The 13578-nt window shown below is 46.4% G+C and carries 15 protein-coding genes; 4 read left to right on the top strand and 11 right to left on the bottom strand.

The window, feature by feature from the left end:
- Positions 1–328: 328 nt before the first annotated feature.
- From ACHAL6_RS06380 to ACHAL6_RS06370, 3 genes are read right to left on the bottom strand one after another with little or no spacing between them, the layout of a single operon-like run.
- Positions 329–850 carry a chromate transporter gene (locus ACHAL6_RS06380; protein ID WP_395269410.1) on the bottom strand — a complete coding sequence of 174 codons (522 nt, stop codon included), beginning with the start codon at positions 848–850 and terminating at the stop codon, positions 329–331.
- Positions 834–1388, bottom strand: a complete 555-nt coding sequence (locus ACHAL6_RS06375) for a chromate transporter (protein ID WP_395269408.1) — start codon at positions 1386–1388, stop codon at positions 834–836. The genes ACHAL6_RS06380 and ACHAL6_RS06375 overlap by 17 nt, the downstream gene beginning before the upstream one ends.
- A gap of 32 nt (positions 1389–1420) precedes the next feature.
- On the bottom strand, positions 1421–3148 hold the full coding sequence (locus ACHAL6_RS06370; RefSeq protein ID WP_395269406.1) for an ABC transporter ATP-binding protein: 1728 nt from the start codon (positions 3146–3148) through the stop codon (positions 1421–1423).
- Positions 3149–3393: 245 nt separating this feature from the next.
- Between ACHAL6_RS06370 and ACHAL6_RS06365 the strand changes: the two genes are divergently transcribed.
- Genes ACHAL6_RS06365 through ACHAL6_RS06355 form a run of 3 tightly spaced genes read left to right on the top strand, consistent with a single transcriptional unit; the run spans position 3394 to position 5909 of the window.
- Positions 3394–4116, top strand: a complete 723-nt coding sequence (locus ACHAL6_RS06365) for a glycerophosphodiester phosphodiesterase (protein WP_395269405.1) — start codon at positions 3394–3396, stop codon at positions 4114–4116.
- 6 nt (positions 4117–4122) lie between these two features.
- The gene (locus tag ACHAL6_RS06360) at positions 4123–5340 is read left to right on the top strand and encodes an SLC45 family MFS transporter (RefSeq protein ID WP_395269404.1); all 1218 of its coding nucleotides are present in this window, start codon (positions 4123–4125) and stop codon (positions 5338–5340) included.
- Positions 5341–5372: 32 nt separating this feature from the next.
- Complete coding sequence (locus tag ACHAL6_RS06355; protein WP_395269403.1) at positions 5373–5909, top strand: GNAT family N-acetyltransferase; 537 nt, start codon at positions 5373–5375, stop codon at positions 5907–5909.
- Positions 5910–6011: 102 nt separating this feature from the next.
- Here ACHAL6_RS06355 and ACHAL6_RS06350 read toward each other — a convergent pair whose 3' ends face one another.
- The 5 genes from ACHAL6_RS06350 to ACHAL6_RS06330 form a co-directional block, all read right to left on the bottom strand.
- Entirely contained in the window at positions 6012–6167 is a 156-nt protein-coding gene (locus ACHAL6_RS06350) for a hypothetical protein (protein ID WP_395269401.1), read from the bottom strand.
- Positions 6148–6636 (bottom strand): dihydrofolate reductase, encoded by a 489-nt coding sequence (locus tag ACHAL6_RS06345; RefSeq protein WP_395269400.1) that lies wholly within the window; start codon positions 6634–6636, stop codon positions 6148–6150. Before ACHAL6_RS06345 ends, ACHAL6_RS06350 begins: the two co-directional genes overlap by 20 nt.
- On the bottom strand, positions 6636–7424 hold the full coding sequence (locus ACHAL6_RS06340; protein WP_395269399.1) for a thymidylate synthase: 789 nt from the start codon (positions 7422–7424) through the stop codon (positions 6636–6638). Before ACHAL6_RS06340 ends, ACHAL6_RS06345 begins: the two co-directional genes overlap by 1 nt.
- 258 nt (positions 7425–7682) lie before the next feature.
- On the bottom strand, positions 7683–8924 hold the full coding sequence (locus ACHAL6_RS06335; RefSeq protein ID WP_395269398.1) for a DUF438 domain-containing protein: 1242 nt from the start codon (positions 8922–8924) through the stop codon (positions 7683–7685).
- On the bottom strand, positions 8921–9172 hold the full coding sequence (locus tag ACHAL6_RS06330; RefSeq protein WP_395269397.1) for a DUF1858 domain-containing protein: 252 nt from the start codon (positions 9170–9172) through the stop codon (positions 8921–8923). The genes ACHAL6_RS06335 and ACHAL6_RS06330 overlap by 4 nt, the downstream gene beginning before the upstream one ends.
- 250 nt (positions 9173–9422) lie before the next feature.
- Here ACHAL6_RS06330 and ACHAL6_RS06325 point away from each other — a divergent pair, with 250 nt between their 5' ends.
- On the top strand, positions 9423–9668 hold the full coding sequence (locus ACHAL6_RS06325; RefSeq protein WP_395269395.1) for a hypothetical protein: 246 nt from the start codon (positions 9423–9425) through the stop codon (positions 9666–9668).
- An 85-nt stretch (positions 9669–9753) separates the two neighbouring features.
- Here the strand turns inward: ACHAL6_RS06325 and ACHAL6_RS06320 are convergent, their stop codons facing one another.
- From ACHAL6_RS06320 to ACHAL6_RS06310, 3 genes are all read right to left on the bottom strand, one after another.
- Entirely contained in the window at positions 9754–10995 is a 1242-nt protein-coding gene (locus ACHAL6_RS06320) for a glutamate-5-semialdehyde dehydrogenase (RefSeq protein ID WP_395269393.1), read from the bottom strand.
- Entirely contained in the window at positions 10992–11798 is an 807-nt protein-coding gene (proB, locus tag ACHAL6_RS06315) for a glutamate 5-kinase (RefSeq protein WP_395269391.1), read from the bottom strand. Before proB ends, ACHAL6_RS06320 begins: the two co-directional genes overlap by 4 nt.
- Before the next feature lie 240 nt (positions 11799–12038).
- The gene (locus ACHAL6_RS06310) at positions 12039–13274 is read right to left on the bottom strand and encodes a dicarboxylate/amino acid:cation symporter (protein ID WP_395269389.1); all 1236 of its coding nucleotides are present in this window, start codon (positions 13272–13274) and stop codon (positions 12039–12041) included.
- Positions 13275–13578: the final 304 nt, after the last annotated feature.

Raw genomic sequence — 13578 nt, 5'->3', positions numbered from 1 at the left:
GTTTTCTTTCTTGTCACTTGTCTCAAGCGACTTGTCTATAATAACACGGCCTCAAATCATCTGTCAACACTTATTTGTATAAATTTCTCAAAAGAATAAGTAAATTTACTACAATTTCCATACCCTTTGATTCTCAACAAAATACACATACGCATTACCCGATTTCGCTTCCTATCTCGTCCGTGTTCTTCTATAATACATGATTAACATTCACTTTACAATGAAAAACGGATTTGTTAATGGTCTATTCACTTTACATTAAAATCTACTTCATATGAACGCAGAAGAAGCCGGTAAAACCGGCTTCTCGCTCATTCATAATTTCGTATCAGAATATGATGAATCCTATGAACCCCGCAAGAACAATCATAAGAATCGGATCCATCTTCAGCTTGTAGCTGGCGAAAAAGGCAGCGATGAAGATGATGACACTAGGTATATTCACAAACACATCTCCCATTAATGAGAGCGCTGCCGCCGCGATGAGGCCGATGGCCCCAAGCCTGATGAATTTCAGAACGCTCTGCACATAGATGCCGTCCTTGTACTTCATGAAAAGCCTTGCGATGATATACACGATAATCACGGAAGGAAGGATCACCCCAAAGGTCGCAAAGGCGGAGCCTATGACACCCGAGGTCTTGAATCCCACATAGGTTGCAGTATTCACTGCTATGGGGCCTGGCGTAGCCTGACTGATTCCGATGATATTCAGGAAAGATTCTCTGGTAAGCCATCCGTTGATGTCCACAACCTCTCTCTGGATCATGGGCAGCATGGCATAGCCGCCGCCGAAACTGAAAAGCCCTATTTTAAAGAAGGTGATGAATAGATCAATGAGTACTGCCATTTTTTCCCCTCCTTGCAAAGACTACCGCCACACCGATGACCATGAGTGACAGGATCACATAAATCGGGTTGACTTTAAGAAAAGCGACAAGCACTGCAACGGTAGCAGGCAGAAAGAAATTCTTCCTGTTCACCTTTGCGGATTTGCCTAGCTTTATGACAGGCACAGCAATAAGTGCAACCACTGCTGGTCTGATGCCCTTGAATACACGTTCCACAATGGGATTGGCTTCAATCCCGATGAAAACCGATGCCACCAGAATGATGATCATAAAGGACGGCAGCGTTGCGCCAAGCACTGTGGATATGAGCCCGGGGATCCCCTTCACCTTATATCCTGTGAAAACGCTGATATTCACAGCCAGTGGTCCAGGTGCCGACTGCGCCACCACCACCATGTCCAGAAAATCCTCTTCGTTGATCCATTTCTTGTTCTTCACCACTTCCCTCTGAATAAGAGGCAGCATGGCATAACCCCCACCTATGGTGAAGGCACCGATCTTGAAGAAGGAGATAAACATCTCAAAAAGTAATTTCATTTTTTTCTCCTTTTGTTTCTTACTGTACCAGACTAAACGACCTCGGAAGGTTTGAACTGAGAGTTATAGAGCTTGAAGTATTCACCCCGGAGCTTCATCAGTTCCGCGTGGTTTCCTTCTTCTTCAATGCCCTTTTCCGTCAGCACGATGATTCTCTGTGCATTTCTGATAGTCGCCATCCTATGAGCGATGACAAAGGTGGTTCTGTCCTTTGCCAGTTCACTGATGGATTCCTGAATCACAGCTTCACTTTTATTATCCAGAGACGAAGTCGCTTCGTCAAGGATAAGGATTGGCGGATTCTTCAGGAACATTCTGGCGATGGAAAGCCTCTGCTTCTGACCTCCGGAAAGCTTCACACCTCTTTCGCCGATGTAGGTCTGGAATCCTTCCGGCATGGCCATGATGAATTCATAGGCGTTGGCTTTTCTAGCTGCTTCCATGACTTCTTCTTCGGTGGCATCCAGGTTTCCATAAAGAAGGTTCTCATAGACTGTGCCTGTGAAGAGGAACACATCCTGCTGAACGATTCCGATATTCCCTCTCAGGCTCTCCATGGTCACTTCCTGGATATTCTTATCATCAATGAGGATCTTCCCGCTGTCGATTTCATAGAATCTGGGAATCAGATTGCACAAGGTGGTTTTCCCTACCCCGCTGGGACCTACAATGGCAATGGTCTGTCCTGCGGGTACCTGAAGATTGATGTTTCTGAGCACCGCTTCGCGGTCTCCATAGGAGAAAGCGACGTTTTCAAAGATGACCCTTCCTTCCACATCCTTAAGCTCCTCGGCCCCTTCCACATCGACGATGTCCGGGTCCACAGCCATGACTTCGGAAAATCTCCTGAATCCGGCCATTCCCCTCTGGAACTGTTCCACAAAGTTCGCCAGTCTTTTCACCGGCTGGATCATAAGACCCATATATATGATGTAAGCAAAAAGATCACCCGTCTGGATCTCACCACGATAGAGGAAATAACCTCCGAAAGCAAGGGTTGTGAGGTTCAATATATTGGAGAAGAAATTGATTCCACCAGTAAATATACCCAGGTGCCGTACACTTCTTCCTCTCAGGATCTTGAAGCTCTCATTCCCATGGTCAAACTTCTTTTCTTCAAAAGGTTCATTGGTGAAGGACTTCACCACACGCACACCGGAAATGGAGTCTTCCAGCCCTGCGTTGATGTCAGAGAGCTTCTCTCTCATCTGCCGGAATGTTCTTCTCAGCTTGCTGTTGTAGATAATGGCGAAGACCACAAGAAAAGGAACAATGGAAAACACAATGAGTGTCAGCTTCACGTTGATGCCAAGGAGAAGCACAAAGGATCCGATGAGCATGAGCCCGGAGATGAATATATCCTCCGGTCCGTGATGGGCAAGCTCTGATATTTCATTCAGGTCGTTGACAAGCCTTGACATGATATGACCGGTCTTTGTCTCATCATAGTACTTGAAAGACAGCTTCTGGAGATGATGGAACATATCCTTTCTCATGTCATATTCCATTCTCACGCCAAGCAGGTGTCCATAGTACCCTACAATATAATCCAGGAAAAACCGGAGTATATAGAGAAAGAACAGTGCGATGGCGATTTTCACAAGCAGCTCCACATTATTATCCGGGATGATATCATTGATGAACGTTCTTGTGACCTGAGGAAAAATCAGGTCTGTCACAGCCACCAGCGTAGCAGCAAACATATCCAGGAAAAAAAGCCATTTATGGGGCTTATAGTATTCTATAAATTGTCTGATCATTTCTTCACCTTCATTTCTTTTTCATTTAAAGACATCTTTTATTATATCAAACCAGATTTTTATTTGTGGGAAAAAGGAAAAAACTGTTCTGGTTTTGAGGATATCTCCACTCTAGAGTCCGATTGGTCCAAGCAATATGTAAATTCGCTGATAACAACATCAAAAATAGAACAACAGAATACAAATACTAGTATAATGTAGATAAGAAGAAAAAGGGGCTCAGCCCCTTGAACTGGAGGTATCAAATGCTCATTTACGCACACAGAGGCAATTCCTCTGTTTATCCGGAAAACACCATGTCCGCTTTCAGGTCCGCTGTGGATCTGGGTGTCCATGGCATTGAAACGGATGTACACATGACAAGAGACGGCATCCTTGTCCTCACCCACGATGAAGAAATCAGCCGTGTTTCCGACGGCAAAGGTATGGTCAAGGACCTTACCTATGAGGAGCTTCTACAGCATGACTTCGGACTCTGGAAAGGGGATGCCTTTAGAGGAGAGAAAATACCCACGCTTTCTGAACTGCTGGATCTTCTGGAAGGTACTGAGATCATTCTGAACATCGAAATCAAGATGGGCTTTCTTCTCTATCCGGGCATCGAGGAGAAGCTCCTTAAGATGCTTACGGAAAGAGGTCTTCTTCCTCGCATCCTCTTCTCAAGCTTCAACCATTATTCCCTGGCCAAACTGAAAGAGCTGAATCCCGAGGCGAAGGTTGCACCCCTTTACCAGTCCGGGCTCTACAAACCTTATGATTACGCCCTGACCTTTGGTGCAGCGTACATCCATCCTTACTACATAGCCATGGACAGGACCATTGTGGAAGAGTCTCACAGAAAAAATGTCAAAGTGAATCTATGGACCGTCAATGACCCCAGCCAGGTTGCCTACTTCAAGGACCTGGGCGTGGATGGTCTCATCACGGATTATCCCAAAGAATTATTAAGCAAACTGAAGGAGTTGTAAGCGGTAATGGAAAACAAGCTGGACTACAAAAAGACCTTTATTCTCGGTTTCGGATTTTTCGCCATCAGCATCACCTGGAGCGTCTATAACGCGTTCATGCCTCTGCTTCTGGGAAATTATCTCAAGAGCGCGGCACTCATCGGTTTCATCATGACCATAGACAACTATCTGGCCTTGTTCATTCAGCCTACTGTCGGCTTCTACTCAGATAAGATCAATACCCGTTTCGGCCGAAGAATGCCTTTTATCATGATCGGCATGCCCCTGGCAGCCCTCTTCATGTTCCTCATACCCAACACCGGAACCCTTTTCTCACTGATCTTCGCACTCTTATTCATGAATTTATCCATGAGCATCTACCGTTCACCGGTGATTGCCCTGATGCCGGACATCACAGCGAAACCCAATCGTTCCAAATCCAATTCCATCATCAACTTCATGGGTGGCATCGGTTCTCTCATCGCCTACTTCATCGGCGGAAAGCTTTATGAAATGAATGAAGGGTATCCCTTCATCCTCTCTGCAGTACTCATTCTTTTCTCCTTCATCGTTCTCTTCACACGAATCAAGGAACACAGAGATGTGCTTCATTACGAAGCCGCGGAGGAAAAACGAAACCTTGCCCAGGGACTGGGCATCGCCTTCAAGGACAGAAGCACCAGGTATCTGCTTCTTGCCATCTGCAGCTGGTTCATCGGCTTCAACGGCGTGGAGACCTTCTTCACAAAATATGCTCAGAGCTATCTGAACATCAGGCCTTCCGAAGCGACACTGACATTGTCCTTCATTTCTCTCTCCTTCCTGATCTTTGCCATTCCGGCAGGACTCATCGGAACGAAGATCGGGAAGAAGAACACCATCCGAATCGGTATCGTAGGTGCTGTGCTTCTCATGACCACCATATTTTTCCTGAACCCAGGCATGAACAACATGCTCCTCATCATGAGAATCCTCTTTCTGGGCATCGGATTTTCCTGGGCATCCATCAATATCAATTCCTACCCTCTGGTAGCGGATATGAGTCCAGTGGGACTTCTTGGAACCTATACGGGTGTATACTACCTCTTCTCTTCCATTGCGAACATCATCTCCCCGCCCCTACTGGGAACCCTCATCGATCTCATCGGATATCAGATCGTATTCGCCTACGGCGCTTTCTTCTTCGGCATCGCCTTCATCTTCATCAGCCTTGTCCATGACAAGAGAGTGGAGAACGGAAACTAGGTGATGGAAAAATCATATGACAGGAGGCATCTATGAATTATTTCGAGAGTGAAAGACTTCTTTTCAGGGACTGGCAAGAGGAAGATCTGAAGATCTTCAGAGAAATGAATCTGGACCCTCTTGTGATGCAGTATTTTCCCAAAACCCTCACGGAAGAGGAGACAGATCTGTTTCATCAGAGAATTCAGGAGGAGTTCAGACGGCTGGGTTTCGGACTCTATGCAGTGGAAGTGAAGGAAACGGGAACATTCATCGGATACATCGGTTTTCACGAAGCCGCCTTTCCTGCACCTTTCACCCCCTGCATCGAAATCGGCTGGCGACTATCCGCCTCCGCCTGGGGTAGAGGATATGCCACGGAGGGTGCCAAAGCCTGTCTTCAGTATGGTTTCACGGAACTGAATCTAAATGAGGTGTACAGCTTCACTGCAGAGATCAATCTCCCTTCAGAAAATGTCATGAGAAAAATCGGCATGACGAAGATCATGGAGTTTGACCATCCCAGTGTGAAAAGAAGCAGTCCGCTGAAGAAACATGTACTCTACCTCAGCAGGAATCCTGACCTGTAGAATGAAATCAGGCTCTGACAGACCAACCTATAAGATAAGCCCTCGGATTTCAATTCATCGAAATCCGAGGGCTTATCTGCTGTATGATATCCTATTCTTTCCTTATCGGGACAGAATTTCGTCCAGATGCCCGGAAAGCACTTTCTCTATTTCCGTCATTTCCAGTTCAGAGAGATTTTCAGAAAGTCTGGCAGCAAGAAGCATCCTCTCCCTTGTCCTCAGCTGATGAGCTTCCTCCTCAGAAATCCCTTCTCTCATAGACCGTGAAGTCCACCTCGATGCCTGAAGCCACATCAAAGGCGGTCTCTCGTTTCACTTCCGTGAACGGCTCGATTTCTTCCACCGGGAAGAATGTATCTCCTTCAAACTCCTTCTTCACCCAGGTGATATAGAGCCTTTCACACAGAGGAAGAAAATGGCTGAAGATTTCTCCTCCACCGATGATGAACACTTCCTCATCGCTTTCGATATAGGGATCCACTTCACTGAAATCATGAATCAGAACGACTCCTTCAGGAACCTCATAATCCTTTTTTCTCGTAAGAACGATGTGCTCTCTTCCAGGAAGCGGGCTCGGAAAACTCTCAAAGGTCTTTCTTCCCATGACCATCTTCTTTCCCATGGTCTTCTCCCTGAAATATCTGAGATCCGTCGGGATTCTCCAGATGAGGGTTCCTTCCTTTCCGATGACGCCTTGTTCTGTGGTGGCTACGATCAGACTCAGCATTATACGGACACCTCCATTTTGATCTTCCCCAGATGTTCATAGCCTTCCAGTCTGATGTCCTCCATGGTGAAATCATAGAAATCCCTGATTTCAGGATTGATCCAGAGCTTCGGCGCAGCCGGTGCTTCGCCTCTGCTTAGCTGCTCTTTCATGCCCTCCACCTGGTTCTCGTAGATATGGGCGTTGTTGATCACATGGGTGAAGAGTCCTGGCTTATAGCCTGTGACCTGCGCTATGAGATGCACCAGCACCGCATACTGGGTCATGTTGAACGGAACACCCAGAGGAATATCTCCGGAGCGCTGCACCAGCATGCAGTTCAGGCGGTCATCCGTCACATCCCACATGGTCATGAAAGCACAGGGGTATAAAGATCCCCCTTCCAGATGCGGGATCTGCCACAGACTGAGAATCATCCTTCTGCTTTGAGGATCGTTTTTCAGGCTGCTGATCAGCTTGTCGATCTGATTGTATTCCTTGACCACCCATCCATAGGATGTCCCGATGGTGCCGTCTTCCTTCATCCATTCGTCCCAGATGTGGACATTTTCTTCCTGCAGCTTCAAAACGGAATTAGACTGGTCTCTGTAGATCCAGAGAAGCTCTTTCACCGCAGTCTTGAATCCCACAAATTTCGATGTGAGAATCGGAAATTCCTTCGAAAGATCAAACTGCATGATCTTGTGCGGCAGCTTATAGGTGCTCACTCCTGTTCTGTTGTTGTCATAGTATCCATGGTCCAGAATATCTCTTACAATATCGAGATACTGCTTATCGGCATGATTCATTGTATCTTCCCCCTGTGTCTCTCAAAGTTCTTTTTCTCATTATACCTTATAACATCCTTTTGTTTAAACCGCAAAGTGCAATTTCTCCTGAAGCATAGGTCTCATTTCCGCGGGTCCGCCAGCCGGCCATCACTTTTCAGCTATGGAACCAAAGAAAAACGGCCAGGCAGAAACCTTCTGCCTGACCATGATTTTTCCGTATTTGTTATTAAGGGGTTGGTATATCTTATTGAACGAACTCCGGCGACTACTTTAGGCCTAGTCAGCCAGGATTCTCTTTTCGCCTTCCAGTTCTCTGATGCCCTTAACGTTCTGAGTCACTTCCAGTGTACCCATGTACTTGCCCTGGTCATCTCGGATGGCGTAATACGTAATGAGGATGAACATTCCTCTGGAATTGATCCAGAAGCTTTCCTGGTCTTTCGCTCCGGACTTGAAATCCACCAGAAGCTTTTCCACTGTTCCCACACTCTGTGGCGGATGACAGTTCTGAACGGTACGTCCGATGACGGACTTGGTTCTTGCAAAGATTCTTTCCTTGGCCTGATTGAAGTACTTCACCGTGTCTTTTTCATCGATGAAGGTCAGATCCACAGGCAGCGCGTTGAGGATCTTTTCCAGTTCCTTCACTGTAAGGAATCCAATGCCGAATCTGACATTTCCTTCTGGTGTATCTTCTTTCTTCTTCTTGACTCCGCCGATGAAGGAAACTCGGTCTGGTGTCCATTTTCCTTCTGGGGAAACCAGGCAGTATCCCACTTCTTCACTGTCATCTGCAATTTCCAGCCACTCATCTTCCGTGAACTTCTCTAGAATCATCGGAATCAGGATCTCTTCTTCCTTGAAGATCATCTCCTTGATTCTTTCGATGAGAGGATAGGCCATCTTCTGCAGTTCTTCACGATTCTCGTCGATGACATTCTGCTTCATTTCCTTGATGGATGCCCTGATCTCATCATCCACACCCCACATGACCTTCGGTGGTGCACTCATGCCATACTTTTCCATATAAGGGAAAATGATGTTCTCTTTTCTGGAATAATGCTTGTCGATGTCCCAGAGCATGTTGATGTCCTGGAGAAGCATGTTCTTGATGGGCGCTTCGGGATGATTGATGAAGGCATCAAGCTTTGGCAGAATATCCTCATCCAGAAGATTTCTTAAAGCGTAGTTCTCTTCTCTCAGGACACGCACCGGATGACCGATGCTTTCCTCTTCCTTGCTTCTTGTATGCACCTCATCGATGGAACCCTTGAAGATATCCGCATGGACATCGCACAGATTCTGCACTTCTTCCACGGTCATTCCTTCATTGATGAGATTCTGCTCCATCTGGGTGATTTCATAGGAGGATACTCCTGTGAAATGCTCTCTGAACTCCTTCTTCACTTCTTCTGGAGAAACTCCTTCATGAAGCTTCAGAATCATTCCCTTTAAAAGTTCCTGTCTCTTGTCTCTGTTGCTGTCGCTCATTTCTCTGTTATTGATTACGTTACTCATATTCCCTCCACTTGTCTTGTATTGATAGAATCTGCTACAGTAATTCCCTTTTCTCCGAAAGCATCGATGATTCTGTCCATCGGGATATTTTTCATTTTAGACGCCTTGGGCAGTGTCATGAACTTCGCCATGGTCTTCAGCATCACAGGGTTCACAATCTGGTCGAAGCCCAGGTCTTTCAGTACATCTGCCGCTTCGGGGCATTTCATGACAATTTCCTGCACGCTGTCATTGATATCGATGGTCAAAACAATCGCCTCCTACCTTAAATCTGTCTCTATTATAATCTGTTCTTTATTGCGAAAACTTTGACTTAGGTCAAAATTCTTAAGTACTTTCTTCACAGCACTTCTAAAGCATACCATTTCACTCGGGATTTGTGAATAGATTAAGAAAAAATAATTCGGTTTTTACTCCATTTTAACCAAATAGACCATGAAATCCATTATAATATAAATATAGAAGGAATATTTTGATAATTTGAGGAGGGATTACACTATGTCAAGAGTTGTATTCTACCACAGGAGGTTCAAAGTACTGCAGATCGGAAAGTCTTCCTATGTGGTTGTAAGAAAGAATACCCCAAACTATAGCGAACACTCCCATCTATCCTCACTCCATGGAGCCATCTCCCTGATCCGTCTTCTGGACCATGGCCTCATGCCCCATTCCGACTACCTCAGAGAATCAGCCCGAAGACTCCTTCGGGATAAGGAATTCAGTAAACTCAAGGTCTTAAGCTAATCATCTTCCATAGAGAAAATCCCTGAAGGGAAAGCTCCGCTTTTCCTTCAGGGATTCTGTCATTTCTGTATGTCTTTTTCTTATGCTACGCTCTCACCTGACCGCTTCCGAAAATGATATACTTCGTGGTGGTCAGTTCCTTCAGTCCCACAGGACCCCTTGCGTGCAGCTTCTGAGTGGAAATGCCCATCTCCGCGCCCATACCCAGGGCAGAACCGTCAGTGAACCTTGTGGATGCATTGACGTAGACCGCTGCCGCATCCACTTCATCCGTGAAGGTCATGGCATGGTCGTAGTCTTTTGTGATGATGGCCTCGGAATGACCCGTACCGTATTTTTCGATATGGTCCATGGCTTCACTGAGATCCTTCACCGTCTTCAGGGACATGGACAGATCCAGATATTCCCTGGCATAGTCCTCTTCCGTGGCTTTCTCAAAATCAGGAATAATGCTTCTGGCCTTTTCGTCGGCCATGACTTTGACACCATAGGGTTTCAGTGTATCGAAAAGCGCAGGAAGAAATGCTTCAGCCACCGCTTCATGAACCAGAAGAGATTCCATGGCATTGCAGACCCCTGTCCTCTGGGTCTTGGCATTGACGATGATATCCAGCGCCATGGAAAAATCAGCGCTTTCATCCACAAACACATGGCAGTTGCCCACACCCGTCTCAATGACAGGCACTGTGGCTTCCTTCACCACACGCTGGATCAGCTTCGCGCTTCCTCTTGGAATCAGCACATCCAGGTATTCATTCATCCTCATGAAGGCTCCTGCCGTTTCATAGGAAAGGTCTTCTATGAGCTGCACCATGAAGGGATCATGGCCCAGCTCCTTCAGTGTATCCTGCACAATCTCCACCAGCACTTTGTTGGAGGAGATGGCTTCCTTCCCCCCTCTTAGAATCAGTGCATTGGAGGATTTCAGGCAGAGGGCTGCCGTATCGATGGTGACATTGGGTCTGGACTCATAAATGATGCCCACAACGCCAAGGGGCACGCTTTTCTTTCCGACCTTCAGTCCGTTGGGCAGGGTCTTCATTTCTCTGATTTCGCCCACAGGATCCTCCAGTTTCTCCACAGTGAAAAGACCTTCCTTCATGGATAGAATGCGCTCTTCACTTAAAAGCAGCCGGTCCATCAGTGCAGGAGATAAGCCGTTTTCTTCTCCTCTTCTGAGATCTTCGGCATTGGCTGCAAGAATCTCTTCCTTTCTTTTCATGAGATTTTCGCCAAGAAGACGTAGAATCTCATTCTTCTTCACTGTGCCTAATCTCGCCAGTTCTCTTGAAGCGGCTTTTGCCTGTCTTCCCAGATTTTCGATCATTTTTTCTTTCCCCCTAAAAATAATGTGCCCAGCACCTTACCACCAAGGATTTCTTCTATGGTTTCATTACGGCTTCCATTGGCCAGAACCACGTGGATCCCTCTCTCCGTAGCATACTTGGCTGCCCTGATCTTGGTGATCATGCCGCCGGTGCCGAGCTTGGTGGAAGAATCCTTTGCGATGGCCTCGATGCTTTCATCAATGACATCCACTCTGTCAATGAGTTTTGCAAGAGGATTGATTCTGGGATCATCACTGTACAGTCCGTCGATGTCCGAGAGAAGAATCAGAAGATCCGCATCCACAAGGGCCGCCACCACTGCAGATAAGGTGTCGTTGTCTCCGAAGATGATCTCATCCGTGGAGATGGTGTCATTCTCGTTGACCACGGGTACAATCTTGTTCTTCAGAAGTTCATTCATGGTATTTCTGGCATGATAATTCATGACTTTATCCGTTTCCACCTGCTTCGTCACAAGAACCTGCCCCACCTGATAGTTGTATTCCTGGAAAAACTTCTGATACATGTTCATAAGAACCACCTGACCAACAGCAGCTGCAGCCTGTTTGCCTTCGATATCTCTTGGCCTTTCCGAAAGATGCATTCTCTGTGCACCTACACCGATGGCACCAGAAGAAACCAGCACGACCTCATACCCTCTGTTTTTCAGATCCGAAAGCATCCTTGCCAGATGCTCCATCCGATACAGATTGATCAGTCCGCTGGGATGGGCGATGGTGGATGTGCCCACCTTGATTACAATTCTTCTGATCCCTTTAATCTCTTCTCTTCTATTCTCCATCTTACCGTCCTCATTTATTTCTTTCATTTCAACCATTTTAATTTCATTGATGTCATTAAGCAACACCTTTCTCATCAAATTGCATAAATCCGCCTCGTAAACGATTTGACCTTCAGGAAACACAAGGAAACAGCCCGAAAACTGATAATTGCATATCCTCAGAAATCATCTCTTTCTACATGCAAAGGAGAAAGACATCCTATGGATTTCTTTCCACAAGATGTCTTTCCCTGCCTTACATCAGCTGCTGAGGGATGCGCTTTCCGCCACTTCCACTTCAGGCGCTCTCTTTACAATGTACTTATGGTAGATTTCATCCACGATCACTGCGATGGCATTGTCACCCGATACATTGGCTGCTGTACCGAAGCTGTCCTGTGTCAGATACAATGTCACCAGAAGCTGACCCATTGTTCCGGTAGGATCGATGCCTACGATGGTCAGGAACGGCAGCGCACTCATGATGGCTCCTCCTGGTGCTCCTGGTGCTGCCACCATGGCCACGCCAAGCATGGCGATGAATCCGGCCATGAGTCCGAAACCGTGTGGCATACCATACATCAGAAGAACCGCAGTGACACAGCTTGTGATTGTGATGATGCTTCCAGCCAGATGAATGGTCGCACCCAGTGGCACCACAAATTCTCTGATCTGCTTAGATACACCGTTCTTCTTTGCGCATTCCAGATTCACCGGAATGGTTGCGGCGGAAGACTGCGTTCCGATGGCGGTAACATATCCGGTCACCTGATTCTTCATCATCATCAGCGGATTCTTTCCGGAGAAGGAACCAGCTGCAAAGAACATGAGGCTGACATAGGAAAGGTGCATGATGACGACAATCAGGAATACCTTCCAGAAGATGGAAAGTACGGAGAAGACGGCCCCGGAATAGCTGAGATTCATGAAATTTCCGAAGATGTAGAAGGGCAGTCCAGGGATGATCAGGGTATGAAGAAGCTTGGTGATGATCTCACTGAAATCCTTGAAGAATCCATACATCATCGCACCCTGGCCTTTTCCTTTCAGGTAGGAGATTCCGATTCCGAACATGAAGGCAAATACAATGGCTCCTGTCACATCCAGCAGAGGACTCAGCGGAATGGAGAAGAGAGAGGAAAGTCCGCTTCCTGACTCTGTGATCTTTTCCACCAGTTCAGGTCTGATGAAGGAAGGAAAGAATGTGGAAGCCACAAAATAGGCGATGGTTCCCGCAAGCAGCGTGGAGCCGTAAGCCAGAAAAGTTGTGACGCCTAAAAGCTTCCCTGCACCTTCTGTAAGATCCGCAATGCCTATGATCACATAGCCGATGATCATCAGCGGAATGATGAAGGCCAAAAGGCTGCTGAAAATGCTGGAGAAGGTCACTGGAATACGAAGTAGAAATTCAGGCAGGAAGTTCATCTGCCCCACTAGAACACCTAAAATAATTGCGATGATGAGTTTCGGGACGAGTCCCATTTTCTTTTTCTGCATAACTGTTTTCCCCTTTGATACGTATTTCATCCTGTTCAGACGGTGGTATCCTATGCCTGATTTCCTTATCCGATCCTCTGAATCCATTCACAATTCATTTATAATTTGGATGGAGTTTCCTATAAAAAGATCCTTCATAGATACCATTTGCTCGTTATGTCCTTCGTTCGTGTACACGTGTATTTCTAACAAGAATGTTTTGATTATACATGAGCTTTTCAGGGTTGGCAACCCCCCTATTCTCAATGTTGACGTTTACACTTCTGAAACATTTAAAAAAATTTTGAAATTCAAATGAAAAAGA

The sequence above is a fragment of the Proteiniclasticum sp. C24MP genome, assembly GCF_043951855.1.
In the GTDB taxonomy this organism is placed as follows: domain Bacteria; phylum Bacillota; class Clostridia; order Clostridiales; family Clostridiaceae; genus Proteiniclasticum.
Note: the sequence above shows the minus strand (reverse complement) of the source record. Positions and strands in the feature narration are given on the sequence as shown.

Coding starts and splice junctions, on each gene's coding strand:
- ACHAL6_RS06380 (WP_395269410.1), bottom strand. CDS start 850: ATGGCAGTACTCATTGATCTATTCATCACCTTCTTTAAAATAGGGCTT.
- ACHAL6_RS06375 (WP_395269408.1), bottom strand. CDS start 1,388: ATGAAATTACTTTTTGAGATGTTTATCTCCTTCTTCAAGATCGGTGCC.
- ACHAL6_RS06370 (WP_395269406.1), bottom strand. CDS start 3,148: ATGATCAGACAATTTATAGAATACTATAAGCCCCATAAATGGCTTTTT.
- ACHAL6_RS06365 (WP_395269405.1), top strand. CDS start 3,394: ATGCTCATTTACGCACACAGAGGCAATTCCTCTGTTTATCCGGAAAAC.
- ACHAL6_RS06360 (WP_395269404.1), top strand. CDS start 4,123: ATGGAAAACAAGCTGGACTACAAAAAGACCTTTATTCTCGGTTTCGGA.
- ACHAL6_RS06355 (WP_395269403.1), top strand. CDS start 5,373: ATGAATTATTTCGAGAGTGAAAGACTTCTTTTCAGGGACTGGCAAGAG.
- ACHAL6_RS06350 (WP_395269401.1), bottom strand. CDS start 6,167: ATGAGAGAAGGGATTTCTGAGGAGGAAGCTCATCAGCTGAGGACAAGG.
- ACHAL6_RS06345 (WP_395269400.1), bottom strand. CDS start 6,636: ATGCTGAGTCTGATCGTAGCCACCACAGAACAAGGCGTCATCGGAAAG.
- ACHAL6_RS06340 (WP_395269399.1), bottom strand. CDS start 7,424: ATGAATCATGCCGATAAGCAGTATCTCGATATTGTAAGAGATATTCTG.
- ACHAL6_RS06335 (WP_395269398.1), bottom strand. CDS start 8,924: ATGAGTAACGTAATCAATAACAGAGAAATGAGCGACAGCAACAGAGAC.
- ACHAL6_RS06325 (WP_395269395.1), top strand. CDS start 9,423: ATGTCAAGAGTTGTATTCTACCACAGGAGGTTCAAAGTACTGCAGATC.
- ACHAL6_RS06320 (WP_395269393.1), bottom strand. CDS start 10,995: ATGATCGAAAATCTGGGAAGACAGGCAAAAGCCGCTTCAAGAGAACTG.
- proB (WP_395269391.1), bottom strand. CDS start 11,798: ATGGAGAATAGAAGAGAAGAGATTAAAGGGATCAGAAGAATTGTAATC.
- ACHAL6_RS06310 (WP_395269389.1), bottom strand. CDS start 13,274: ATGCAGAAAAAGAAAATGGGACTCGTCCCGAAACTCATCATCGCAATT.